This is a genomic window from Paraburkholderia sp. J10-1 (assembly GCF_905220165.1).
Classification (GTDB): domain Bacteria; phylum Pseudomonadota; class Gammaproteobacteria; order Burkholderiales; family Burkholderiaceae; genus Paraburkholderia.
Genome location: NZ_CAJMYW010000009.1, coordinates 1 through 25,189 on the forward strand (window position 1 = coordinate 1; position 25,189 = coordinate 25,189).

General features: G+C 56.4%; 20 protein-coding genes. 5 read left to right on the forward strand and 15 right to left on the reverse strand.

The genetic code is table 11. The features are described from left to right. Window positions 1–256: 256 nt before the first annotated feature. A complete protein-coding gene (locus tag U5A65_RS25320) occupies window positions 257–457 on the forward strand; it encodes a DUF1330 domain-containing protein (RefSeq protein WP_321948000.1) in 201 nt (66 codons plus the stop codon). A gap of 563 nt (window positions 458–1,020) precedes the next feature. Here U5A65_RS25320 and U5A65_RS25325 read toward each other — a convergent pair. The 11 genes from U5A65_RS25325 to U5A65_RS25375 all read right to left on the reverse strand — a co-directional run bounded on the left by U5A65_RS25325 (window position 1,021) and on the right by U5A65_RS25375 (window position 14,681). Continuing rightward, window positions 1,021–2,226, reverse strand: coding sequence for a porin (locus U5A65_RS25325; RefSeq protein WP_321948002.1), 1,206 nt, complete (start codon window positions 2,224–2,226; stop codon window positions 1,021–1,023). A 486-nt stretch (window positions 2,227–2,712) separates the two neighbouring features. Then, complete coding sequence (locus tag U5A65_RS25330) at window positions 2,713–4,047, reverse strand: FAD-dependent oxidoreductase (RefSeq protein ID WP_321948004.1); 1,335 nt, start codon at window positions 4,045–4,047, stop codon at window positions 2,713–2,715. Between the two features lie 97 nt (window positions 4,048–4,144). Further along, a complete protein-coding gene (locus U5A65_RS25335) occupies window positions 4,145–6,469 on the reverse strand; it encodes a molybdopterin-dependent oxidoreductase (protein ID WP_321948006.1) in 2,325 nt (774 codons plus the stop codon). Between the two features lie 23 nt (window positions 6,470–6,492). Then, entirely contained in the window at window positions 6,493–7,896 is a 1,404-nt protein-coding gene (locus U5A65_RS25340) for an MmgE/PrpD family protein (protein ID WP_321948009.1), read from the reverse strand. A gap of 95 nt (window positions 7,897–7,991) precedes the next feature. Continuing rightward, complete coding sequence (locus tag U5A65_RS25345; RefSeq protein WP_415765581.1) at window positions 7,992–8,810, reverse strand: amino acid ABC transporter ATP-binding protein; 819 nt, start codon at window positions 8,808–8,810, stop codon at window positions 7,992–7,994. A 66-nt stretch (window positions 8,811–8,876) separates the two neighbouring features. Next, on the reverse strand, window positions 8,877–9,545 hold the full coding sequence (locus U5A65_RS25350) for an amino acid ABC transporter permease (protein WP_321948011.1): 669 nt from the start codon (window positions 9,543–9,545) through the stop codon (window positions 8,877–8,879). A gap of 3 nt (window positions 9,546–9,548) precedes the next feature. After that, window positions 9,549–10,217, reverse strand: a complete 669-nt coding sequence (locus U5A65_RS25355) for an amino acid ABC transporter permease (RefSeq protein ID WP_321938722.1) — start codon at window positions 10,215–10,217, stop codon at window positions 9,549–9,551. A gap of 77 nt (window positions 10,218–10,294) precedes the next feature. Next, window positions 10,295–11,194 (reverse strand): transporter substrate-binding domain-containing protein, encoded by a 900-nt coding sequence (locus U5A65_RS25360; RefSeq protein ID WP_321938723.1) that lies wholly within the window; start codon window positions 11,192–11,194, stop codon window positions 10,295–10,297. Between the two features lie 96 nt (window positions 11,195–11,290). Further along, entirely contained in the window at window positions 11,291–12,742 is a 1,452-nt protein-coding gene (locus tag U5A65_RS25365) for an NAD-dependent succinate-semialdehyde dehydrogenase (protein WP_321948012.1), read from the reverse strand. Window positions 12,743–12,782: 40 nt separating this feature from the next. After that, the gene (locus U5A65_RS25370; RefSeq protein WP_321948014.1) at window positions 12,783–13,547 is read right to left on the reverse strand and encodes a hypothetical protein; all 765 of its coding nucleotides are present in this window, start codon (window positions 13,545–13,547) and stop codon (window positions 12,783–12,785) included. Between the two features lie 93 nt (window positions 13,548–13,640). Further along, on the reverse strand, window positions 13,641–14,681 hold the full coding sequence (locus tag U5A65_RS25375) for an Ldh family oxidoreductase (protein WP_321948016.1): 1,041 nt from the start codon (window positions 14,679–14,681) through the stop codon (window positions 13,641–13,643). A 155-nt stretch (window positions 14,682–14,836) separates the two neighbouring features. Here U5A65_RS25375 and U5A65_RS25380 point away from each other — a divergent pair, with 155 nt between their 5' ends. Further along, window positions 14,837–15,736 carry a LysR family transcriptional regulator gene (locus U5A65_RS25380; protein ID WP_321948018.1) on the forward strand — a complete coding sequence of 300 codons (900 nt, stop codon included), beginning with the start codon at window positions 14,837–14,839 and terminating at the stop codon, window positions 15,734–15,736. 810 nt (window positions 15,737–16,546) lie between these two features. Here the strand turns inward: U5A65_RS25380 and U5A65_RS25385 are convergent. Continuing rightward, window positions 16,547–17,830: a D-amino acid dehydrogenase gene (locus U5A65_RS25385; protein ID WP_321948019.1), complete on the reverse strand. Its 1,284-nt coding sequence runs from the start codon at window positions 17,828–17,830 to the stop codon at window positions 16,547–16,549. Window positions 17,831–18,403: 573 nt separating this feature from the next. Then, window positions 18,404–19,312 carry a LysR family transcriptional regulator gene (locus U5A65_RS25390; protein WP_321948021.1) on the reverse strand — a complete coding sequence of 303 codons (909 nt, stop codon included), beginning with the start codon at window positions 19,310–19,312 and terminating at the stop codon, window positions 18,404–18,406. Between the two features lie 313 nt (window positions 19,313–19,625). Here U5A65_RS25390 and U5A65_RS25395 point away from each other — a divergent pair, with 313 nt between their 5' ends. Genes U5A65_RS25395 through U5A65_RS25405 form a run of 3 tightly spaced genes read left to right on the forward strand, consistent with a single transcriptional unit; the run spans window position 19,626 to window position 21,879 of the window. Further along, on the forward strand, window positions 19,626–20,504 hold the full coding sequence (locus tag U5A65_RS25395; RefSeq protein WP_321948023.1) for an NmrA family NAD(P)-binding protein: 879 nt from the start codon (window positions 19,626–19,628) through the stop codon (window positions 20,502–20,504). Beyond that, the gene (locus tag U5A65_RS25400) at window positions 20,461–21,294 is read left to right on the forward strand and encodes an SDR family NAD(P)-dependent oxidoreductase (RefSeq protein WP_321948025.1); all 834 of its coding nucleotides are present in this window, start codon (window positions 20,461–20,463) and stop codon (window positions 21,292–21,294) included. Before U5A65_RS25395 ends, U5A65_RS25400 begins: the two co-directional genes overlap by 44 nt. Before the next feature lie 39 nt (window positions 21,295–21,333). Next, window positions 21,334–21,879, forward strand: coding sequence for a carbonic anhydrase (locus tag U5A65_RS25405; protein ID WP_321948026.1), 546 nt, complete (start codon window positions 21,334–21,336; stop codon window positions 21,877–21,879). Between the two features lie 151 nt (window positions 21,880–22,030). Here the strand turns inward: U5A65_RS25405 and U5A65_RS25410 are convergent, their stop codons facing one another. Further along, window positions 22,031–23,401, reverse strand: coding sequence for a c-type cytochrome (locus U5A65_RS25410; protein ID WP_415765587.1), 1,371 nt, complete (start codon window positions 23,399–23,401; stop codon window positions 22,031–22,033). Between the two features lie 8 nt (window positions 23,402–23,409). Next, the gene (locus tag U5A65_RS25415; RefSeq protein WP_415765589.1) at window positions 23,410–25,182 is read right to left on the reverse strand and encodes a GMC family oxidoreductase; all 1,773 of its coding nucleotides are present in this window, start codon (window positions 25,180–25,182) and stop codon (window positions 23,410–23,412) included. Between the last annotated feature and the right edge of the window lie 7 nt (window positions 25,183–25,189).

The following is a 25,189-nucleotide window of genomic DNA, read 5'->3' on the forward strand; positions in this document are numbered from 1 at the left end:
TGCCGTGAGCACGGGCCGCATCTGCGTGGCCGCGCTGAACACGCGCAACCTCGACGCAGTCGCTGACGCGGTCGCGAAGATCCTGAGAGCGCCTTGAGCCGAACCGGGTCTGCTGACGACCTTTCAGATTTCTCGCCGCGACGTCGCCGGGAACCTCTCCAGATCAGTACCAGCACGTGCCTCTCGGCTAGCCCCAGACGCCGAATCCAGCGGAATTGACGAGCTATCTTTGCATCAAATCAAAAGACAAACGGGAATGGCCAAGGCTTACTGGATCAGTATTTACCCAAACATAAACGATCCTGATAAGGTTGCAGCCTATGGGAAGCTTGCGGCGCCCGCGATTGTTGCGGCAGGAGGCCGCTTTCTTGCGAGAGACATGGCGGCAGAGGTCTTTGGAAGCGGAACCCAAGCAGGACTGCTCTGGGACGACCTGACATTGCTACGCAATGCTTAATATCTCACGATGCGCCCATGTCGTGTCGCCTTGCGCTGCTTCCCCGCTCATCAGAACCTAACGTGTTCTGCTTGTTCATTGAGTCTGGAGCAGCGATCTAGCGACAAATGACCGTTCCAGTTCAACCACGCATCGAACAGACTACGTATCGACGTAACAATTAAGATTTCTTGTTCCGCCGACAATATCCGTATTCTGCCTCAATCGTCGTGAACAATTTGTCAAGCTTGGTCACCGATCGCGATGTTTGCGCGAACGGAAAATGCAGTTCGTATGTCCTCTTGTGACACGCGCCCAACGCGTATGCAAGAAAAATGACAGTCAACTTGCTAACTGCGCCAACTTTCTATGCGAACGTATCTCGCCAACACCCGACCGTGGAACCGCGAGATGCCTGATTATTCAGTCCCGTCTCTGAAATTCGCTCGATTGAGCCAGTGACGTAGCAGCCTGAGCATCGGCTCCTTGTACGGATGCCTGATCGCTCCAAGTCAGGGGCGATCAGGCATTTCGCGCCGAACCTAGAGTCCGATACGCGAAAAATCCTATTCGAAAGGTCACCTTTAGAAGCGGTTGTACATCCCAATCTTCACAATCGCCTGATTCCGAGAACTCGACCACGCTCCATTCGCGGTATCACCCAAGTTCGCTGTCACCGGAACTAGCCCTGTAGCAGTCGAGTTCAGTGTCTCCCCATCGGCATGGGAGTAACCTGCAAACATATAAAATCCAGTTCGTTTGCTTACCAAATAGATCGCCCTGCCGCCGATTTGATGAATCCGCGGTGTTGCCGCCTTCGACTCCGCATCGACCGCCTGCCCAAAAGTGAAATTGTAACCGAGACCCAAAGTCAAATCGGGCCTCGGCGTTACTGACACGACTGCACCAACAGAATTGAACGCTACTGGATGCGTGAATACTGTTGATGCGCCGCCCGGACGATACTGCGTGTATCCATAGTTTAAGCCGGCGGTCCATCGTCCAAACGTGTAATCTGCAACCGCGTTGGCAATCTGCACGCTGTGTGCGCCGTTGAAGCCGAGGACCAAAGATGCGTTGGGAATAGCATTCGCGCTTCCCGACCATGAGGTTGTGTTGGGGGTTGCGTTAACGGACCGGAAGTAAGTTGCCGCGAGATACCACGGACCCGTGGCGTACGAGAAGCCAGCTGTAGCAGTACTTCCTGAACTCATTGAACCCGCGACGTTACCGAACCCGTATATAACCTCTCCGGTCAGACCATTAAATGTCGGCGTTCTGTATTTAACAGAATTATTAATACGGACGCTATTGTCAACGTCGGTCATATCACCAGGATAAGTGGCGATACCTCCTGAGCCTAAGTCCGGTCCATAGTTTTCGAGCAAGTCGGTGGTGGTCGAATATTGACGTCCGAAAGTCACGGTTCCATAGCGATCGCTGGACAGCCCCATGAACGCCTGCCGGTTGAATTCCGTCCCAGCAGACGAGAAATTTCCAGTCCCAATGTCGAAACCATTTTCTAAAGTAAATATCGCAGACAAACCTCCGCCAAGGTCTTCATTGCCTTTCACACCCCAGCGATTTGCGTAATCACCGCCGCTAGCGAAGTTGAAATGCGCCTTTGCCCCGTGACTGTTCGAGAAATAATTGAAACCCGCATCGACGATGCCGTACAAAGCGACGCTTGACTGAGCGTACGCTGTAGCGCCAGAAAAATATAGCGTGCTGATTGCCAGATAGGCGAATGAACGATTTTTCACGTTTTCCTCTGTGACGTTGATAAACATTATTTGTCGTTTTGTAATACTAAATAAATTGTATTAAGTTCAGCCTCCATAATAACGAGACACAAGACATGCAATAATTGGAAGTGCCGTATCTCTATCGATTTTATTAGCTTAAGAAAACACGGACGAGCCACTCCCCACACTCGGAACTCACTTTGAATCGACAAAAAGCGGCGCCGCGTCGTGAAAAGCGACGCAATTTGTCCCGATCAAGAGGTGACGCTCCCCCCACTACCGATAAGCTGGAGACAACCACTAAAATATGGATGGCCTCATTTCCACGTTGGGACGAACGCACTCGCGCCCCCTTCACGACCTCCTCGTCGCTCCAGCAAATAACTTTGCACACGCCTCGGTACCACCTTGTACATGTGCATTGGAGCGATGTGATTGCACGACTTTGGGTGGCTCGACAATCACATCGAGGAACAGCATCTAAAGCCGATCGAAATTCATCTAGTTATCCAGCAATTACTTAAACAACGATCACGCACCGATCTTTCCATATCTTAAATCGCTCAAATAATCTTCAAAACGATATTTCCAGACAAGGCAGTTGATGAGAGGACGATGTATTCGATGAAACCAAATGGGCTTCAGTGTCGAAATCGGGAGCACTGTATCGCGCTCGGAACCGCCCACGGCCAATGTCGCGAGATCTCGTCCCAGCATGGTGCCCATTGCGATACCGCGTCCGCTAAATCCGAAACCTGTCCATAAGCCGTCAGCCAAAGGGTAAGCTCGTGGGTATTCATCCAACGTCATATCGACCCAACCTCCCCAACTGTATTCCCAGCGCAAGTCTTTCAACATAGGAAACATCATTGTTATACGGCGACGTGCGGCGTTTAGCATTGCCTCACCGTCCATTGCGAATGGTGGCCCATCAACGCCTACCTGCAACCGTCCGTCCGGCCAAAGTCGTACACCTGAGAAAAGCTTGCGGGTGTCATTTAGCGGCTGTTTCCCGGGCAACACGATCTCCAACGCCTCTTTGCTCAGCGGCTCACTAATCATCTGATAGGCCCGAACCGGGAACACAGCGCGACCTAATCCTGGGAATAGTTCATCGCTGTTGAACGCATTGGTCGCCAAAATCACGCGACTTGCTTTCACGGAGCCAGCGTGCGTCCGCAAACGCCAACCATCTGCAGTCTTTACGAGAGCCCGAACGGGCGTCTGACAGTGAATTTGAGCACCCTCCATAATCGCCGCTCGACCCAGACCTCGAGCGTAGCCAAGTGGGTTCAATGATGCCCCGCGCGGATCGAACAGGGCAACTGAGTAGCGCTCGCTCCCGATGTAAGCTTTAGTTGCTGCCTTATCGAGAAGTTGCACCGGCAGCTTGCGTCGCTCAAGGTCCCTGGCAATTGCCTCAAGTTCAGCCCCTTTTGCCGGTGTATGTGCCGAAACCAGATTTCCAGTGTGGTATGCAGAACACTGCATCTGGTACCGTTCGATAAAGCTAAACACCAAATCCGGACCCGCAGCGCATGCTGCGTTTACCTTGGCGGCGATCGCCTCACCTAGATCGCGCTCGACTTTCGCTGGCATGAACTTCGAAAAAGCGGCGACCTGTCCCCACGCCCGCCCGGACGCACCCCATCCGATTGAACGCGCCTCCAAAACTCGGACGGAAAGCCCTTTCTTTGCAAGCTCGATCGCGGCAGAGAGTCCTGTGTATCCGGCGCCGACGACGGCGACATCTGTATCCACATCTGACGATAGTGGAACAGTCTCTGGTTCGGGCTCGGTCATTGCCGATAGGTATTCCGAAAGGGGCCCTTGTGCTTTCGCGAGCAGAAACTTATCAAGTTGCATGAAATCTCTTCGTTACAGCCTTTAGTTACCAATATTTACGACGCTAACGTCCGCTACATGTCGGCGCCTCCGGCACATTCCCGGGCGCTGCGTACGCCTACACCGCCCATGAACCATATCCCACGCCCGGAGCATTCGCTTCGGTAAATAGTTCGACATCCACCAACGACAACTGTCCCGTACATCCTTGGGAAAGCGGAGATGCGCCGATATCTCTCGTGACGACGTTTGGATTGCCCTTATTACACAGCACGCCGCTCACTCCCGCCAATTTCGGTTCGTACCACGCTCCTGTGGCAAGCTGGATCACACCAGGCCGTACGCGGTTGTCCAAAACGACGCCGGCTAACGTAGCACCGCGGTCATTGAAGATCCGCACCGTTGCGCCGTCTCCGACCTTCAATCGCGCCGCGTCTTGCGGATTCATTCTCGCGGGTTCCCTGCCAGAGATTTTTGACGAAGCGCTATACGCCCCAAAATCTAATTGACTATGTAGGCGCGTCTTCGGCTGGTTCGCCACCAGCTGGAACGGGAACCGAGTTGCAAGCTCGGATCCGAGCCATTCGTCTGGCGAGATCCACATCGGGTGCGAGGGGACCCCAGCATATGGACTCTCTGCAATGGCCTGACAGGCGACTTCGATCCTTCCGCTTGGCGTAGGTAAGGCGTGAGCCGCTGGATCTTGATGGAATCTGGTCACCATTCCCGGCACGGGACTCAATGGCAGGTCGATTCTCTGTTTCTGCCAAAACGTATCGAAATCAGGCGCGTACCAACCTTTATCAGCCAATTCCTTCCTAGTCGGTTCATAGATGTAACGCAACCATTCTGCTGAGCTACGTCCTTCTGTGAACGCTTCCCCGACACCAATCCCAGCCGCAAGATCCGCGAAGATGTCATAGTCATCACGCGCGTCGCCGTACGGCTCAACGATCTTTTCCATGGCAAACATGAAAGGGTCGTTCGCACTTGCGCCGATGTCGTCGCGCTCGAGTGTCGTCGTCGCGGGTAGTACAATGTCCGCGAAGCGTGTGGTAGCGGTCGCAACAGATTCATGCACGATTATGGTATCTGGCCTCCGGAAGGCTCTCTCCAGACGAAGCAGATCCTGATGGTGATGAAATGGATTTCCGCCGGCCCAATACACTAGACGGATATCCGCATACACGCGCTTCTCGCATTTATAGGTGTACGAGTCGCCTGGCTGCAGAAGCAGATCGGCGATACGAGCGACCGGAATGAAGTCTCGCACTCCGTTTTGAGCTTGTGAGAATGTTGGCAGCGGCACGCCGAGCGCATGTTTTCCGATGTTGCCAATCGACCCGAGACCGTAGGAGAACCCGCCTCCTGGTTTGTTCATATGTCCAAGCATCGCCGAGAGAACCAACGCCATCCAGATCGGCTGCTCGCCATGTTGAGCTCGTTGCAGGGAATAGCTAACATTGATGAACGTCAGCTTCGATGCTGCAGCATCGGCCAATTCAACAATCGCCTTTACCGGCACACCGGCGATTGCAGCTGCCCAAGCCGGGGTCTTAGGTATCCCGTCCGATGCCCCGGTCAAATAGCGCTCGAAGACCTCATAGCCAACGGTGAACTTCTTCAGATAGCCACGATCGACCTTACCGGTCGCGTGCAGGTGATACGCCATGCCAAGCATGAACGCCGTGTCCGACCCCGGTCGCAGCGCTATCCAATCGCACGGGATTTCATCAGGTAGATCATCACGAATCGGTCCTACAAGCACAAACCGAGTGCCCCGAATCCGTGCTTGATGCATGCAATCTCGAGCCGAATGTACAGAGTTCCCACCGTTGCTGACTGCCGTATTCTTCAGAGGCAATCCACCAAAAGCGATAACCAGCTCCGAATGCCGGGCAAGCTCCTCCCAATATGGATGATCCCGTGTAATGGTGGTTGCGGGTCCCAGTGTGTAGCCTAGAATTACCGCACCTGCGCCTGAGCTGTAGCTGTCAACGGACTTAACGTAGCCGCCAAATGCCAGATTCAGGAAGCGATGCACTTGGCTCTGAGCGTGATGAAAGCGACCGGCGCTCGCCCAGCCATACGAGCCGCCGAAAACATGTGCCCCCGGTAGAGGCGACCGATTTGCCGCGTCGGGTCCGGCCCCTTGTCGCCGCAATTCACGAACGACCAGTTCCAGCGCGTCCGGCCACCCGATCTCGACGAAACGGTCGTGCCCCCGCCGATGATCCGGTCCCGGACCGTCTTTCAACCAACCTTCCCGAACCAGGGGGCGTGCGAGCCTCAGCGGATGAGCAACTGACGCCCCGAGGTTGTCAAGAATCGAGGAGGGCTCGGGATCATCCGGGAAGCCCTTCAGCTCGAGCTTTCCGTCATGAGCACGCGCGCTGAACGTTCCCCAATGGCTACTGTGTTGCCTGAATCTATCCTTGTCCATTGTCGTATGCGCCTCACCTACGCTCAGATCGCCGAAATAACGTCGTCATACAGCCAGTCAAGATCCGTCGCCTTCTCCATCGTTAGAATCTTCGCGATATATCCCTCAGGATCCTTGAGCTTCCCGGCGGTGAGATCACGAAATTTTGCCTCAACCTCGGCATGCGTCAGCGGATTGCTTTGGGAACCTTTGTAGCCGGTGACCAAAACACTTGCGCGCTCTCCTTCCGGCCCGGAAACACGGACCCTAGAGTGTGAAAAATGCGGCAAGCTCTCCATCGGTCTATATTCGATGCGCTCAACAAGATCTCTGATCGCGGGGTCCGTCATATAAACTCCCAGACTTGAGCTATGATCCGGTACGATGCGATCAGCACCTCTCGCCCCCAATGCAACGCAATATTTGCCGCTGAAGCGGGCTTCTGTCTCGGTTGTTGGCGCCTTTGCGCTTCCCATCAATTCCGCGACCGGAGGAACGACGAAGATCTCGATACGTGCATTGTCGAAAATCGAGCCACCGTGGGCGCGGCGCAATTTAATAGCCCCGTCAATTCCTGCGTGCGTAAATCCGCAGCACGCGTGCCATTTTCGCCGGGGCTTCTCAAGCTGCCATCCCAATGAGCCTTTGAGAATATCCGCATCAAATCCCTTTGCGAGAGTTGCGTAAAGCCCTACCGGACTCTCCAGCAGATCGCGTGGCCCGGTCAGCCCGTGCGATGCATAGCGCCCAGCTAACATCCCGACGCTGGCCGGCCAGCCTCCGAACATAATCGGCTTGATCGTGCTACTTGGCCCGAACAGAACCTCAACTGGACACCAGCCAGCAAGCGTTCCAGCGATCGCGAGTGCGTTTGCGATCTGAGTATCCTTGAGGCCCAATGCGACTGACGTCAACGCCCCCACACCGATGGTCGAAGGAATTCCTTCCGATGACACGCCGACGTCTGTGAACGCCTTATTGTCCCTGCCGCCGTGGCTCTCCCGGTAAGCCATATTGATGCGGGCCGTGACCTCAATGCCTGCGATTAGCGCGCGCAGCAGGCTCATGCCATCCAGTCGCTCAACTTCGGCAAGTGCCAGCACCGCTGCCACTGCCCCAATACTTGCATGGCCGCCGATCAGGTCGTTCAATTCAAGGACATCGCCGCTGTAGCCATTAACACGCGCTGCGGCCATCGCTGACAAACGTAATTGGCGGCCAACGATGCGCGCCTCTACCTTTTCGGACATCGCCGCTTCGGCACGTGCAAAGTCTACACTCTCGGCCAGAGAGGCCCCAGCGATCATGCAGCCGATTGTGTCAAGCAGGCAGTATTTCGCCTCTGTCAGGACCGCCTCCGGGAAATTCCCGAAACTTATGTGCCCAGCGAATTCAGCGAGATGCCAGAACAGCGGACTTTGTGACGACGGAAGTGAATCGGCGATCATGATAAGGATCTCTAATTAAATAGTCACATGACGATCAGGTCTATTTCTTTCTACGCTTAGACAGCGGATCCTTCAGTATGTCGATTAGGTACAATTCAACCGACCACCTTCGTCAACGGCGAGACGGAGCTAAATTCCGCTTTAGGAAGACTGAACGTCTGATGTCCGCGCAGAAAATCCTGAGTCTTCGGCTTCTTTGGATGAACCAGCACCTCACCCGGAGAGCCCTCCTCGTAGACGCATCCCTCATGCAGAAATACGACGCGATGCGCAACGTTGTAGGCAAAGCCAAGCTCGTGCGTAACGATCACCATGGTCATTCCTTCGTTACTCAACTGCTTCATTGTGCTGAGCACCTCACCGACCAACTCTGGATCCAACGCCGACGTTGCCTCGTCGAACAGCATTGCGGAAGGCTCCATAGCAAGCGCACGGGCAATCGCAACGCGCTGCTGCTGGCCGCCGGACAAACGGGCCGGAAATGCATCGGCCTTCTGTGACATGCCAACTTTCTCCAGGTAGACGCCAGCCCTTTTGCGCGCTTCATCCTTGTTCCGCCCCAAGACTTTGACTTGCGGAATTGCAACATTGTCAAGAACGCTCAGGTGGGGAAACAGGTTGAACTGCTGAAAAACCATTCCCACCTGCTTACGCAACTCACAGAGGTCCCGTTCACGGTACGTGACACGGCCACCTGCGTCGGCACAGCCGACTGTCCGACCGTCAAATTCGAGATATCCAGAAGTAGGCAGCTCCAGAAGATTCAGGCAACGCAACAGCGTGCTCTTCCCCGAGCCGCTAGCCCCGAGAATTACGACAGTCTCACCCTTGTCGATGGACAAATCGATGCCTTTCAATACCTCGAGCTTGCCGAAGCTCTTATGCAGATTTCGCACGGCGATCAAATGTGACATATCAAACTTTATGGAGTAGATGGAAAGCGTGGCGGGGATCGAACGTCATGGAAACTCGCCATCCGGCTAGTCCGAACGTTTCATACGGTATTCGACGTAGTGCGATACTCCGCTTAACGCCATGATGCCAGCGGTCATGATCAGTGCAATCGCTGTGTATGCCTCCACCGGGCGATATTCCGTGTCGCTGATGAGCTGCGCTTGATAGAGCAATTCCGGATACGCGATCGTGGCAGCCACTGCACTAATCTTCACTACTTCGACGATTTCATTCGTCAACGAGGGAAGAATGCGTTTTATCATCTGCGGAAAAATCACCGTGATGAACATGCTCTTTCTGCTGAATCCAAGTGCTCGAGCGGCCTCCCATTGTCCACGCGGGATCGACTGCAATCCGCTGCGAAATATTTCGCAAAAATACGCGCCCGTGTAAAGCGAGAATGCGATGGACGCGGCAAGAAGCCTGCTATTCTGGATTCCTGTCATGATTGGAATCGCGTAAAAGAACCAGAACAGCATGACGAGCGCGGGCACGTTACGAAACAGTTCCACGTAGAGCTTTGAGATGTTTCGCAGGATAGTGGTATTAGACGAGGCAAGCCCGGCGAACACCCCTCCTATGACCATTCCAAAGAACATGATCGTCAATGAAAGATACGCGGTATGTGCTGCACCCTGAAGCAACGCATTGTTATATCCCGCGAGAAACGAGAAGTCCCAATGATAGGCATCCATTCCTCAAACCTCCACCCGTCTCAGATGTTGCTCGTAACGACGCGCTGTAAAGCTCATTGCGAAAAGCGCTACAAAAAATATGCTGCCCAGCACCGAGAATGTTTCGATTGGTCGATAGGTCTTCGATGAAATCTGCATTGCAGAATAAACAATGTCCGAGTACGCGATCGTTGCAGCCAGTGCGGTTGTTTTGACTAGATCGATCAGCCGATTCAGGAATGCCGGGACAATGTGCCGAATTGCTTGCGGTAGCACAATGGTCCAGAACACGACATGTGAGCGCATGCCTAGCGCGCGAGACGCTTCCCATTGGCCCCTCGGGATCGCCGCGATCCCGGCTCGAAAGACTTCGCAGAAGAACGAAGCGGATTGCAACCCTACTGCGAGCACTGCGGCCGTCAATGGCGAGAACGTGACTTTCGCCAGTACGGGCAAAGCAAAGTAACACCAGTAGATCAAAATGATCGAGGGCGCTGATCGGAAGCATTCCACATAGACGGTCGCCAGCGTAGAAAGGACGGGAACGCGCGCGATCCGAACCAGGGCCAACAAAAGACCGATGGGAAGGGCCAGGAGCAGGGAAAGTACAACCAGCTCCATCGTACCCAGCGCACCAGCCCACAAAAGGCTCGCGTTCTGGAAAACAGGTAAGAATGTCCAGTGGTATTGCACGAGAGATGCCCCTCGAATTGTTGATTGGCTACAGCCACCGCGCTCGGCGGGGTGGTCACTGAAACTCGCTCTGACTGTCAGGTCCAGAGCTCACGCTGAACGGGAACGGCGGTCTTCGGATCGACGCCTCTGAATGTCAAAAATTGTTCGTAGAACCTTTGCGTCTTGCCGGAGTTGTAGTAGTAGGACGCGACAACATTAAGGAAATTGCTCCAACGTTGATCGGCCTCCTTGCGAACAGCGATCGCACCGGGGATGCCGAATGTCGGCTTAGGCACGATGGTCTTGGCAGTCTTCAATCGGGCCCTGGCGAGGTCCGAGGCAATGGCAGAAACAACTGCAGCATCTGTTCTGCCCGATTGAAACGCTGCAAATACTTCACCGAACGACTGGAAACGGCTAATGGTCGCCTTCGGCGCCACATCCGAAATGTACTCGTCAGAGTTAGTGCCGAGTGCCACTGCCAGCTTGTACTTTGGGTCGTTCAGGTCCGTCCAGTTTTTTATCGAAATCGACTCCTTCGCAACGATCCCGAGCGGATACCAAAGCATCGGCGTTTGCACGAAATCGATCGACATGGCGCGTTGAGGCGTAGCATCGAGCATGAACATGGCGTCGAACTGATCTGCCTGAAGACCTGCAACGGCGTTGCCCCATGTGGTCTCCACCATCTGAAGCTTGACACCCATGGCTTTTGCCGTTTCTTGCGCAATCGCGGGACAGATGCCGCGCCATGCAACGCCATCGATCATGACCTTGCCCGGCGCCGAAGAGTCGGTGGTGTCTTTAAAATACCAAGGCTCCAGAATCGCCGCTCCTACGCGAAGCACCTTGGTTGACTGAATTCTGTCCCAGGTGCTTTTGCCTGAAACTTCCGCCATGGCCGGCGTGGGCACAGCTGCAAGTGGAGCAGCCACGAGGGGGACAGCGGCGGCTGCCGCAAAGGGGAGCGAACTCAGGAATTCACGCTTTTTCATACGTAACCTCGTTAAATGAAGAAAAATCCCACATACAGTTGCCCGGCGTTTGTTTGGGCAGGAAGTCCAGCAATCTACTGAACTCCTGCGCGAGACTCAGGCGCTAACGCCAGATGTGCAAACGTACTTCATTTCGAGGTAGTCATCGATGCCATATCTCGAGCCCTCTCGCCCGAGACCGGACTCCTTGACGCCGCCGAACGGTGCTACTTCGGTAGAAATGATCCCCTCGTTCACTCCAACCATTCCCACTTCCAGTGCTTCGGTGACCCGCGTGATCCGACCAATGTCACGACTGAAAAAATAGGCCGACAGTCCGTATGGCGTTGCATTCGCCAATGCGATCGCTTCTTCTTCAGTGGTGAAGCGAATCACTGGTGCGACCGGACCGAAGATTTCGTCACGCACACAATCCATCTCCGTCGTCACATTTGTCAGAATGGTCGGTGGGAAGAAGTTGCCAGATTCGGCGTTCCGCCGTCCACCGATAACCGATACAGCACCTTTCGACACAGCGTCGCTAACCAGTCGCGCAACCTTGTCGCTTGCCGCCCGGTTGATGAGAGGTCCGACATTCACACCCGGCTCGATACCATTGCCCATCTTCAACGCCTTGACCGCAACAGTCAGTTTCTCGACAAAGGCGTCGTAGATACTGTCCTGCACAAGAAGACGGTTCGCACAGACACAAGTCTGTCCTGCGTTGCGGTACTTCGACGCCATAGCGCCGGCAACGGCAGCATCCAGATTCGCGTCATCAAAGACAATGAATGGGGCATTGCCACCCAACTCCAGGCCCACGCGCTTAACTGTGCCAGATGCTTGCTGCATGAGCAGCTTGCCGACCCGCGTCGAACCGGTGAAGGATACTTTTTTCACGACAGGATGCGTGGTTAAAACTTCGCCCACTTCGGCAGAGCGCTTCGACGTGACAATATTCAAAACGCCTGACGGAACACCAGCCTGCACGGCAAGTTCCGCGATCGCCAGTGCGGACAAGGGGGTATCTTCCGCCGGCTTGACGACGATCGTGCAGCCTGCTGCCAGTGCAGGCGCCACCTTCCGCGTGATCATTGCAATGGGGAAATTCCACGGAGTGATGGCCGCTACGACACCAATCGGTTGCTTCAGCACGGAGATACGACTATCTCGACGTGGAGCCGGAATCAGGTCACCATAAACGCGCTTGGCCTCCTCCGCGAACCACTCAATAAAGGAAGCGCCATACGTGACCTCGCCCAGCGACTCAGATATCGGCTTTCCTTGTTCAAGCGTCATAAGCGCCGCGAGCTCGTTCTGATTTGCGCTGAGAAGGTCGAACCACTTGCGCAAAACGCCCGCGCGCTCTTTGGCCGTCCGTGAGCGCCACTCGGGCAGCGATCGGGACGCTGCTTCGATGGCGCGTACCGTGTCTGCCGCCCCCATGTCAGGCACCGTACCGACAACATCTCCAGTCGCCGGGTTCAAGACATCGAAGATGCTTCCATCTTCTGCACCTGTCCACTGACCGTCGATCAGCGCCTTATCCTTTAACAGCCCATTCTGCATGCTTTTGTCCAATGATTGGTTGCACCCTGCCGGCCCAGTCTCAAACTTCCGTCGCCGGACTTAGTTTGCAGTAGACCTTGCGGATATATGTGTCCGTCTTCCATGCGTTAGAGACGCCACGATTAATCAGGAAAGTCTGCTCCGGCTGGTACAGCTTAGCTTCATCTATCGCATTGGTCATTTCGACTTGACCCTCGATAAAGTGCATGATTTCATAGTCCTTGAACGCTGCGAGCTTGCGAGTGTAGGACGTCGCCTCCCACAGACCGACAGTGAATTGCCCAGTGGGATCTGTGTAGATAATCTTTCGCCCAACCGTTGGCAGTGGCGAGGACGTAATTAGCTCCGGCGCCGGTCCGCTGATCGGATCCAACTTGTCGTCAAGGTCGGGCACCACCACGGCCAAGTCTGCAACGTTATCGACGGTCTTCGACGGGCCCTCGTAGTTCATGAAGAAGAACTTCGTACCTTCTGTCTGCTGCCACCTGCACTTCAAGAAACGCGGGATAGCTGCGGTATCGCGCGGCTTCAGGATCGTCTTGCGATCCTGCGCGTCAGTAATCTCAATCTGTCCAGCGACAACGATCAGGAATTGATCAACGGGGAAAGACGCGATTTGAAGATCGATCCCACGCAGCTCACAAAAGCCGGCGAACATGCCGTGATGCTCTTCGCGCGTGTAGTAATACCCGCGCTTGAAGAACGTGTTTTGAGACAAGTCCAATTGCTCTGCGTCAAGCCACGGCTTGAATTGTGCATCGCGCTTTTCGTCGTAGTCAAACTCGATGATCGGCGTATTCTTCAATTGATTCCTCTGGTTTAGGGTTGGGTTTATTTCACTTCTCGGACGGACGGAGACACGATCGCTTTCTGTGAATTCGTCTGTGCGAAATTTGGGTTAAAAGGTAAGACTACGGTGACACGTATGTGTCGTTGCTGGATTTTTCGTGCACTCAGTGAGAAGAGCATACTCGGCTTCCGTTAGCTCAATCCCCACAGTTTCGGCGCGTCTCCGCATTTCTGCACGCCGGTCGCCGGGCAAGCGGATATCGTCGCCTTCTCGTAGATTCCGCATGAGCGTTTTCATTCGGCCGGCAATATGGACCCCGGTCGCTGCTTGCGGATCGAACACGACGACCAACTGGCCGGCATTGGAACTAGCAGCACCAGGGAATTGTTTGGAATTGTCTTCAAAACCGAAGTTGGCGCCGGTCATAGCCGCCGCCATCACTTCGACCATAACTGCAATGGAGGCGCCCTTATGCCCACCAAAGGGCAAAATCGCCCCCCCGTTCAACACATCAGCGGCCATTTGTGTGTGGCGCCCCTGACTGTCTAACCCGACACCGGGCGGCAGGGGTTGATTCGCTGCCGCATGCAATTTGATGTCACCCAATGACATGACACCAGACGCTTGATCCCACGCCAGGGCACCTCCATTACCATCTGGGGCCGAGAAGGCCATCGCGTTAGTGCCGATCAACCGCTTTGTCGCCCCATACGGAGCGAGGCGGCAACGAGAATTCACGTAATTGATCGCTACCATCCCAGCCTCCGCAAGTGGCACGATGTCCAGCCACAGTGCGCCGATATGATGGCCGTTCTTCACCGATAGCATCGCCATGCCGAATCGCTTCGCTTTCTCAAGCAACTGCTGCCGCGCCATCACGTCTGCAACTTGTGTGAACCCGTTTCGACAATCGACTTCAATAGTGGCCAACTCACCCGTCACGACGTCAGGAACGGCCGCTCCATCCAGCCATCCTGCGCGCATCGACGCCACGTAATCTGGCAGGCGCATTAGTCCATGACTGCGGCTGCCTTCGCATTCGGCACGTACGATGAGATCGCAAAGGATCTCGACATTCGATGCTGCAACGCCGTGCGTTAGCAATACATCCTTCGCAAATTGAGTTGCCTGTTCAGGCGTGATGATCATGCGCGCTCCTATCTGGTCACAACCATCATTCGATGGCGTCTAGGCGCTGTAAATCGCGTGGAATCAACCTCTTTGAGGGCCAAATCTTTCCGTTCGCGAGCGAATTCGAGCAAGACAGACGGAGAATAGCCCCCACAATTTTGACCGTAAATGCTATGATTTTCGTAGCATCGGTGAATTTATGCACAGATATGGACTGGGAAAATCTGCGGTTTTTCTTGGCGGTCGCACGTGAAGGTTCGTTCTCGGCCGCAGCAAGGACGTTGAAGGTCGATCATGCAACCGTCGGACGACGCATCTCCGCGCTAGAGGCAGATCTCGGCGTTAGATTAATTGAACGCTTACCTCGGTCCTGCCCCTTGACGGCGTCGGGTGCGCGCGTGCGCGATTCGGTACTCGAGATGGAGTCGCACGCCTACAGCGTGGAGCGCATATCGCTAGCGGAGCGCACCTCGGCATACAAGGAAGTCGTCATCAGCGCACCGCCTGTGCTGTCATTCAACTTGCTGACCCCCTTGCTGCGAGACTTCAAGCGACTTCACCCACAGATCCGCCTGTCGCTATCGAGTCAGGAGAAGCCCGTCTCGCTATCCAGACTGGATGCGGACTTAGCATTGCGGCTGTTCCGGCCGACCGAGCCCGACTACGTCGTGAAGAAGCTCGGCGAATTGCGTTTCAGCCTCTACGCGACAACGGACTATCCATATCGGGACGCCCCCGAAAGCTGGCAGTTCATTACATATGACAAGACAGAGAAGGATTTCGCGCATAGACGCTATCTCAACAGCCTCACACAAGGGCGACAAATCGCCTGCAGCGTCACAGATCTGACGACCCAGTACGCGGCAGCGTGCAGTGGCGTGGGCGTGGCGTCTCTCCCTTGTTTCTTGGGAGATCGCGACTCGCGGCTGCAACGGCTTGCCGAGAATGGCGAACCCTACAAGCTGGATATCTGGCTGGTCTTGCATCGCGACCTGCGCAATATCGCGGAGATCCGGCAGACAATCACCTTTATCACAAAGGCAATCCGCGGAGCCATCGGCGAGCAAGTCTAAGAGGACCGTTTGAGTGCGCGATCCGGCTCTGCACGACCACACTTCAATGCATGTTGAGTGCGCGAAGTAGAATTGCGCTCGATTCTAAGGCGTGTCTGGGAGTTGGCGCTAGAGGCTCTCACAGGGCTGTTCGAGAAGGTCGCACCTGTCGCGACTTCTGTGCACGAACCTCACATCGAAAGACACGCCGATGCACGAATATTGCGGTGTCGCGCTCTTTTTATTTTCATGGAGGGCATAACACGAGTTTGCGACCTGCATGACGGACGAGTTATTGTCAGCGCGCAGAATGCTAGCCACGCCGACAGTTTCGGTACAGGTCATTATCGGTGAGCAGCTGCCGCTGCCGCGATCAATGCAGCGGTTCCAATCAACTGCGAAAAGATCGGTTTCTGGTCGTTGCGTTGGGGCGATGGGGCTCCGTTCCCGACCACCCGTTGCCGCAGGAAGCCTGCGAATCGTCGACACTACGCGCGCTCCCTGGCGTTGCCCTTCACGACTGCGGCGTCGCCGTGAACTGCGACTGGTTTCGACGGGATTTCGTAGTAGCCACCGAGCAATACGGAAGCGATTGATTCGAGACGACACGTTTGGAGACCGCTCGCGGCTTGCTCAAGGACAGAGAGGGCCATGGCAACGGCAGACCTGATTTGCACGACCGCGGAAGGACCTAGTTACGCGCCTTCCACGTGGTGTCGACGTCTCACCCGATGTATATACTTACAGGAGCAGGCAAGTGGATCCGTCGTCGCTTTTTCAGCAGAGCAAAATGAGTGTCCGGATACGGTGATGCGCCGGCCACATCCGCTTTCACGTGACCGCTCCATACTGGCGACGCGAATTCCGGCCCGTGAGGCTGTACGGAGCCAGATCAAGCGCAGTCGGTACACCGCATATCTCATCAACTACGAGTCGCGCGCTGGCGCAAGCCAATGTAAAACCGAGTGCTCCGTGGCCCGCATTTAAGCGAAGGTTCGACACCCCCGAACACCCCAAAACAGGCCTGCTATCGGGAGTGGCCGGCCGAAATCCTGTCCAGACCTCTGCTTTCGTAAAGTCACCCGCATTCGGCATAACTGACTGGGCCTGCGCCTTAAGCAATTCGACCCGTCTCGGGTCGTCTCTGTATCCGGCGGGTGTCATATCCACCATGCCTGCTATTCGCAGACGAGAACCGAGTCGCGCATAAACAATCTTATGATGCACATCGGTTACGCTGATGGTCGGTGCAGCGTGCTTCTCCCCAATAGGCAACGTAAGGCTGTACCCTTTCAACGGCAGGAGAGGAAGCCTCACGCCAAGTGGGGCCAACGCCTCCCGACTGCCGTTCCCCAATGCTACGACGAAGAAATCGGCATTCACATCGCCACCCGATGTACGCGCAGCGACGATACGATCACCCTCCTGCCGAAGTCCTAGTAGCTTCGTACCGTTGACAAAGTTGACCCCGTACTTCGCCGCCGAGATACGCGCAAGCTCTCGTGTGAAGACATAGCAGTCGCCAGCCCCCTCGGTCGGAGTGAAGATGCCGCCCGCAAGGACTTGCTCCATCGACTGAAGCGCGGGCTCCTTCTCAACGCACGACCGAGCGTCTAGCACAGTTTGAACGACACCAGACCAGCTTTGAATTTCAACTTGCCTCCGAGCAGCTGCAAAGTCATCCGCATCGCGATAGATAACGAGCTTCCCTGTCTGTGTGAAGTCGAAGTCAATACTTTCATTGCTCAAAATCTCGTCCATTACCTGTTTGCTATATGCACTTAGCCGCTGCAGCTCTACGGTACTCTGACGACTACGTTCGCTCGTGCACTGCAGGAGAAACTTCAAGCTCCAAACCCACTGGTCCGGGTCCAAACTCGGCAGGAAGCGGAGCGGTGCATTGCGGTCGAATAGCCATTTCGGTAGATGGGAAAAGACCGACGGCGCCGCTAGCGGAGCAACGTAGCTGTAACAGAGCTGCGCGCCGTTAGCGAAGCTCGTCTCATGTCCCACTTGCCGATGTTGCTCAACGACCGTAACCTGGCATCCCTCCCTCGCGAGCAAATACGCAGTCGTCACCCCGATGACGCCACCACCAAGAACACAAACGTTCATTTTTCTTCAAAGGTCAGGGTCCAAATTGCGCCTTGGACGGTGGCGACGGCCGCTCTTGGGGCCAAAAGTGCCCACGAGTATCGATGCGCTAAAAATCGGACGCAAGTAGCAGAAAGCTTTGGGATACTACCACCGGGTCGCCCTACTCCCTGTCGGAAGCAGCCAACTGGCGGCAAAGCCGCTACGCGACGGTCATCACGCACGCCTCGAATCTGATGTGCCACCTGGAGTGTGCGATGGCCGGTCCTTTGCACAGTCGGCGCAATGTTGGTACCTTCCGCGGCGCACGAAACGCGAGGACCCTCTGCGGATCCACGCCTTGTCTATCTTTTCGGTAGCGCTAGTGAAATCGGAATTTGGCACATGCACCGAGATCTCGATTCCATCCGATACTGGCTGCGCAATGCCGACGTATGGATAAGGATTCCTCTCTTATGACGGCCACAACCTTATCGACTTGCGCGCAAGCTGACACGCACACCGCAGGGGTATTCTTCGTCGTTGAGTTCGCGCGCATACTAGCAATGCATGCGTTTCAACCGATTAGGGACGCCTTGATTCATTCCTCGTGCTTCACTCGGATTCGCGAATTAGAGGTGGATTGGTCTTGAGTTCCACAGCGATGAAGTCAACGAAGGCGCGAGCGGCCTTACGGGTCGCTCGTCCCATCGGGAAATACGCGTGGACGGGGAGTTCCGTCGTCTTCCAGTCGGGCAACATCAGCAATAGTTCGCCGGTTTGCACTTCCCGCCTGCAAGCCCAGGAGGTTGTGGCGGCAATCCCTAAACCACTCGCCGCAGCGGCCAGCGCGCCCGCCGTATCGTTCGTCGCGACATGCGGTTCCACCTCGACCGCCACCGTCTTTCCGTCACGCTCAAACTTCCAGGACCGTGAATTCGGCGCTGCCGGCCCGGTAACGATTCGATGCTTCTCCAGGTCCGCCGGCTCTTTGGGCATGCCGTGGCGCGCAACGTAGGCTGGCGATGCGACAAATGCCCGGTGCATTGTCCCAAGCAGCCGCCTGGTTCCAGACGCATCTGGAAGAACGCCTACCCTGATACCGACATCAACGGCATCGCGCACCAGGTCCTGCCACGTGTCGTCCAGGAGGAGTTCAACGCGAAGCCGGGGATGCCGTTCAGTAAATGGCGACAACCGTGGCATGATGACTCGCGTGCCCATCGTCGAGGGCATGCCGACACGAAGCAATCCACGAAGCTCGCCCGTCTCGCGTACGCTGTTCTGGGCGTCCTCAATGGCGGCCAATGCGGGCTCCATGCGAGAAAGAAACTCGAGCCCCGCCTCCGTTGGGACGACGGCGCGCGTCGTACGCGTCAACAACCGGACGCCGAGGTTCGCCTCGAGTTCTGCGACCATCCGCGAGACCTGCGACTGCGCCAGGCCACCTTCCCGCGCCGCTGCGGAAAAGCTACCTAGCCGCGCAACGCGGGTGTAGAGCTTGAGAGTTAGAAGGTCTTTCAAGTTTCACCTCTTTCCGTCGCATGGTCGCCGCTCGAAAGCGAGCGGACGACGTCATATCAGCCCCGCATAGATTGAAGGCAATCGGCTTTCCCCATCGTGCACAGCGGCAGCACCCCCAACGCGCGCCGCGTTCGCTGACCCTTCCATCTGTCGGCATGCGCCATACGTCGATCTATGCTGTCTCAGCATAAATGTTAGACGAAATCAATGGCTACCGGGTCAGAGGCAGCAACTCCATCATTCACCTCAACGCAGCGATCACGACACGTGTCGTGGGCGTTCCAGCCAATGTGACTTCTCAGGAGCTACTGTCATGTCGAAGAAAGTGTTGATTACGGGCGCCACCGGTGACACCGGTGGCGCAGCCGTTCGTGAAGCGATTGCCCTCGGCCTGCATGTCCGCGCAATGGTGCGCAAGATTGACGAACGTTCCGATGCGCTAACGGCTCAGGGTGCCGAAGTGGTAGTCGGTGACATGTTTGACGTCAACCCAATCCGTGCCGCACTCGAAGGCGTCGAAGCTGCCTACTTTGTGTACCCTGTTGCGCCGGGACTTCTCCACGCCACCGTCAATTTCGCACAGGCGGCAAAGGAAGCGGGCACGAAGGCGGTCATCAACCTCTCGCAGCGGTCAGCAAATCGTCATTCGACCAGCGACTCATGTCGTGATACGTTTATTTCGGAAGCAGTATTCAACTGGTCGGGCGTGCCTGTCATTCATCTGCGCCCTACCTACTTCCTCGACTGGCTGCTGTATCCGTTCCAACTCCCGTACCTCCAGCACGGGATCCTGCGTATTCCGGCCGGCAAGGGTCGCCATTCGCCCATCGCAGTCGCAGACCAGGGCCGCGCGATTGCAGCGTTACTGAAGAACCCGGAAGGCCATATTGGTACGACGATTGACCTCTCGGGTCCGTCCGAAATGGACCACGAGCAGATGGCCGCAGAACTGAGCGAAGCGCTCGGTCGCAAGATTGTGTTTCAAGACCTGCCGATTGACGAGTACACGGCGTCGCTCACCGAAATGGGCGTACCTGAATACGTCGTCAAGCACTTCGCAGGCGCAATGCTCGACTATCAGAACGGCCATATGTCCGGCTCTGACAACAACGTCGAGACGCTGACTGGCCGCCGCTCCATGACAGTTGGTGAATTCGCCAGGCTCCACGCAGACAGACTCAACGCTCATTAATAGCCAAGGTTCCGGCTTTCGAGCCGGCCCCCCCGAGAAAAGGAAAATCATCATGAACATCACAGGCTCGATTGCTCTTGTCACCGGTGCCAATGGCGGCTTGGGACGGACTTTTGCCACGGACCTGCTGGACCGCGGCGCAGCCAAGGTATACGTGGCAGCACGCGATACCGCTTCGCTTCACGAACTTCTCAAAGATGGCGACAAGCGCCTCGTACCGCTGCCGCTCGACGTGACGGACCCGGACCAGGTCGCCGCTGCAGCCAGCGTGGCGAGTGACGTGTCATTGCTCATCAACAACGCTGGCTACTCGGCTTTCGAGGGCTCGATTGCGGCACCTGATATGGAAGCTGCGCGACGCGAAATGGAAGTGAATTACTTCGGCACGCTTTCGATGACGCGTGCCTTCGCTCCAATTCTCGCGGCGTCGGGCGGTGGCGCTGTGCTCAACATGCTCTCCATGCTCGCGCTCGTGAGCTTGCCGAAGGCGGCGACATACTCCGCGTCCAAAGCGGCGACGCTTTCGCTGACCCGAAGTATCCGCGCTGAACTCGGCGCGAATGGCACACAGGTGGTTGGTGTGATTGCCGTGCAGACCGATACACCTATGGGTGCAAACATGCCTGAGCCGCGTATGCCGCCGCGGGAACTGGTTACAGACGCGCTAGATGCCGTGCAAGCGGGCGCGAATGACGAGGTCGTGGCGGGCGGCCAATCGCGCGTGCTTTACGAGCGCTACACCGCGGACCCGAAGGCATTGCAGGCAATGATGTCGACCAGACTGCCCTAATGCCTGGATTCTTCACATTTCATCTCCAAGGAACACGTCATGGACTACATCGACACCCTGATGCGTCGTAACGCTGAGTTCGCCGGAGAGGGCTTCAACCCTAGCCTACGGATGATGCCGACGAGCAAATCGCTCATCATTGGATGCGTGGACCCGCGCGTCGACCCCATGGATATTTTCAAGCTAGCGCCCGGGGAAGCCGCGATCTTCCGTAATGTCGGCGGCCGGGTGAATCCGTCCGTAGTTGAAACGCTCCGGATTCTGCGCACGGTCACCCTTGCGGCGGGCGGCAACATCGGGCCCGACTCGAACCTCATCGTCCTGCACCATACCGACTGCGGCATCAAACGGTGCTACTGTCATGAGCCCAGGCTCCTGGCAGAACATATGGGCGTTACGGCGGCCGAACTCGACACCCTGGAAATTAACGACCCATACAAAGCGGTGGCGCTGGACGTGGCGGCGCTCAGGGCGAACGCCGATGTCCCAGGAGGTTACGCAGTCTCGGGTCTCGTGTACGACGTTGCAACCGGAAAAATTGAAATCGGTGTCCCGTCTTCTCGCCTGCGGCCTGACGAAGGCTGAGCCAGCCGCGAGGATGGGCATCGGGACGATGCCCAGAATCATCGAGGGTGCCATCAGGTCATCTCTGGATGAACGTCAACAGTCAGCAGCGACGATTATGACCAGTTCGCTCCCGGATTGGACTCGCGTCCGACGAGTGGCAGGTCCGTCGTTAGTTTTGTGGGAGGACGGGCTGTCCGGGCAATCCCAACGACTCTCGCACCTTGCGAACCTGTCCTGCAGACACAAGTGCTGCATGATTTCCCCAGCTCGAACGCACGAACGTCAGCACATCTGCAATGTCCCGATCGGTCAGACGTCCGGCGAAGCCTGGCATCGAATAGTGCGTTGGGGCGGCGTTTGTCCAGGGCATCTGGGCACCGTCAAGCACGATATGGATCAGCGAGGTAGGATCGTCCGCATTGACAACTGATGAAAGCGCGAGCTTCGGGAACGTGCTGTCGTAGCCGCTGCCACTGGTGCGATGACAGGCGGCACAATTGTCGATGAACGTCAGCTCACCGTTGCCATGAACGGTCCCTGCACGCAGTGCGTTGCCTGCGGCGTTATTGCCCTGCAGCGCGGGGGTCGACGCACCTTTCGGTGCAAGCGTTTTGAGGTACGCGGCGATCGCCTTGAGGTCCGCATCGGTCATGTGCTGGGTACTGTCCTCGACGACTTCCGCCATGCCACCAAAGGCCGCTGAATGTGAAATGCGGCCGCTCTTCAGGAACCCGACAATATCGGATTCAGTCCACTTGCCAATCCCATCCTTCTGGTCTTCCCGCAAATTGTTCGCGACATACCCATCGATGACACTCCCGGACAGGAAGGTCCTGCCATCATCGGTGAGCGCCAACTCCTGGAAGCCAACCCCGCGTGGCGTATGACATGCGCCACAATGCGCGAGACCCTCAACCAGATATCGACCTCGCGTGACCGGATCCGCTGAGACCGACGACTCGTTCACCTCAGCCTCCGGTGAAAATGCCATGCGCCAGAAACGCAGCGGCCAGCGCAATGACAGTGGCCACGCGATATCTTCAGTCGTGTTCGGTTGCGAGACGGGCGTCACCCCGTGCATGAAGTAAGCGTACAAAGCCCTCACATCCGACGGCCGCATTTTGGAGTAGGACACATACGGCATCGCAGGATACAGGCTCGAACCGTCCTTTCTGATCCCGCGACGTATGGCGTTGTCGAAGTCCGCGTAACTGTAGTCACCGATACCGGTGCGCCGGTCCGGCGTAATATTCGTCGAATAGATCTGCCCGATCGGTGAGTCCAGACCGAGCCCCCCGGCGAATGGCCTGCCTCCTTTTGCTGTGTGACATGCAATGCAGTCTCCCGCAGTCGCAAGATACCTGCCCTTTGCGATCATTGCGGGGTCGGCATTGTCCGTGGCACCGGTTTGTGCCAGCGCAACGATCGCCTCGCCAGGCTGCGTGGCAGCCTGAATCCGGCCGAACACGGCCATCGCCGTCACAACGAAAATGGCTGCTGACGAGAACACGATCGACATGTGCGTCTTCATGGTCTTCACACTGCGCCTCAAGCCTGAACCAGCGGAGCGCCGGGATTTTTCAGATACTGCTCACGGATCGCCTTCGACGTGTGAAACGCCAGAGCGGCCACGATTCCCGTGGGGTTATAGCCCATGTTCTGGGGGAACGCCGACGCACCCATCACGAACACGTTCGGCACATCCCAACTTTGCAGATACCGGTTGACCACGCTCGTCTCTGGCGACGTGCCCATCACCGCGCCGCCGGTCGTATGTGTCGTCTGATAGACCCGGGTGTCATAGTGCTGACCTTTCCTGCGAATCGCGCGGAAATACCTTTCCGGATTCATCGCCTTCGCGACTTCCTCCATTCGGTCACCCATGTAGCCAATCATTGCGTATTCGTTGTCGTGCCAGTCAAACGTCATCCGCAACAGCGGCAAGCCATAACGGTCGCGATACGTGGGGTCGAGGTCGAGATACGCGTCGCGGTAGGGCATTACTGAACCGGAAATGCCGATCGTCATGAAGCGCTGATAGGCATCCACCACACCAGCCTTCCAGCCGCGACCCCAGGTCGGGGTGCCGGGAACAGTCGGCGTCTGCTTGATCGGACGGCCCCCATAGCGGATATGCCGAATGCTCGCACCGCCCACAAAGCCCAGCGGCCCGTGGTCGAACTGGTCGCCGTTCAGATCGTCGATGCCCACCCCCCCAGCACCCGTTCCGACAAAAGGATTGAGCTGCGCGCCCCTGGGCAACAGTACGTTGATGCTGCCATTCATCTGATAGGCGTAGTTGCGCCCGACCGTCCCCAGACCCGTGTGGGGATCGTACGGCGTGCCGATGCCCGACAGCAACAGCAGACGCACGTTGTGCATCTGGAATGCCGCGACGATCACCATGTCGGCCGGCTGCTCGATCTCCCGACCCTGAGCGTCGATATACGTCACTCCGGTTGCAGACTTCCTGTCGGGTGAGAGCAGAATCCTGGTCACGTAGGACTGCGTGCGAAGTTCGAAGTTGGGCTTCTTCAGCAGGACCGGCAGGATTGTCGTCTGTGGCGACGCCTTCGAATACATATAGCAGCCGAAGTCTTCGCAGAATCCGCAGAAGTTACACGGACCAAGCCGCACGCCGTACGGATTCGTATACGGCTGCGATGTGTTCGCCGCCGGTGCGGGATACGGATGAAATCCGACGTCACGTGCTGCCTTCTCGAAGAGCTGCGCGCCCAGACCATTCTTCAGCGGTGGAGTCGGAAATTCGCTCGTGCGTCTTCCCTCGAGCGGATTGCCGCCCGGCTGGATCCGGCCGTTGAGGTTACCAGCCTTGCCCGACGTGCCAAATACCTTCTCCGCGAAATCGAAGAACGGCTCCATCTCATCGTATGTCACGCCAAAATCCTGAACCTGCATCCCTTCAGGAAAGAACCTGCTGCCGTACCGCTCTTCGTAGCGTGTCCGCAACTGCAGTTCTTCTGGCAGCATGCGGTAATGCATGCCGTTCCAGTGAAACCCTGCGCCCCCCACACCGTTGCCAAGATAAAAAGAACCCTGCTGCCGGTAAGGCACAGCAAGATCGTTCACACCATGACGGATGGTCACTGTCTCGCCGGACAGATCCTGGAACAGATGCCCGCGCACCGCATACTTCAGTTCGTCGGCGACCTTCGGATATTCCGCATCGGTGGGCGTGTCACGCATCGCGCCGCGTTCGAGTGCAACGACATTCAACCCGGCATCAGTCAGCTCCTGGCCCAGAATGGCACCAGTCCAGCCGAATCCGACAATCACGCAATCGACTTTTTCCTTTCGCATTGGTATT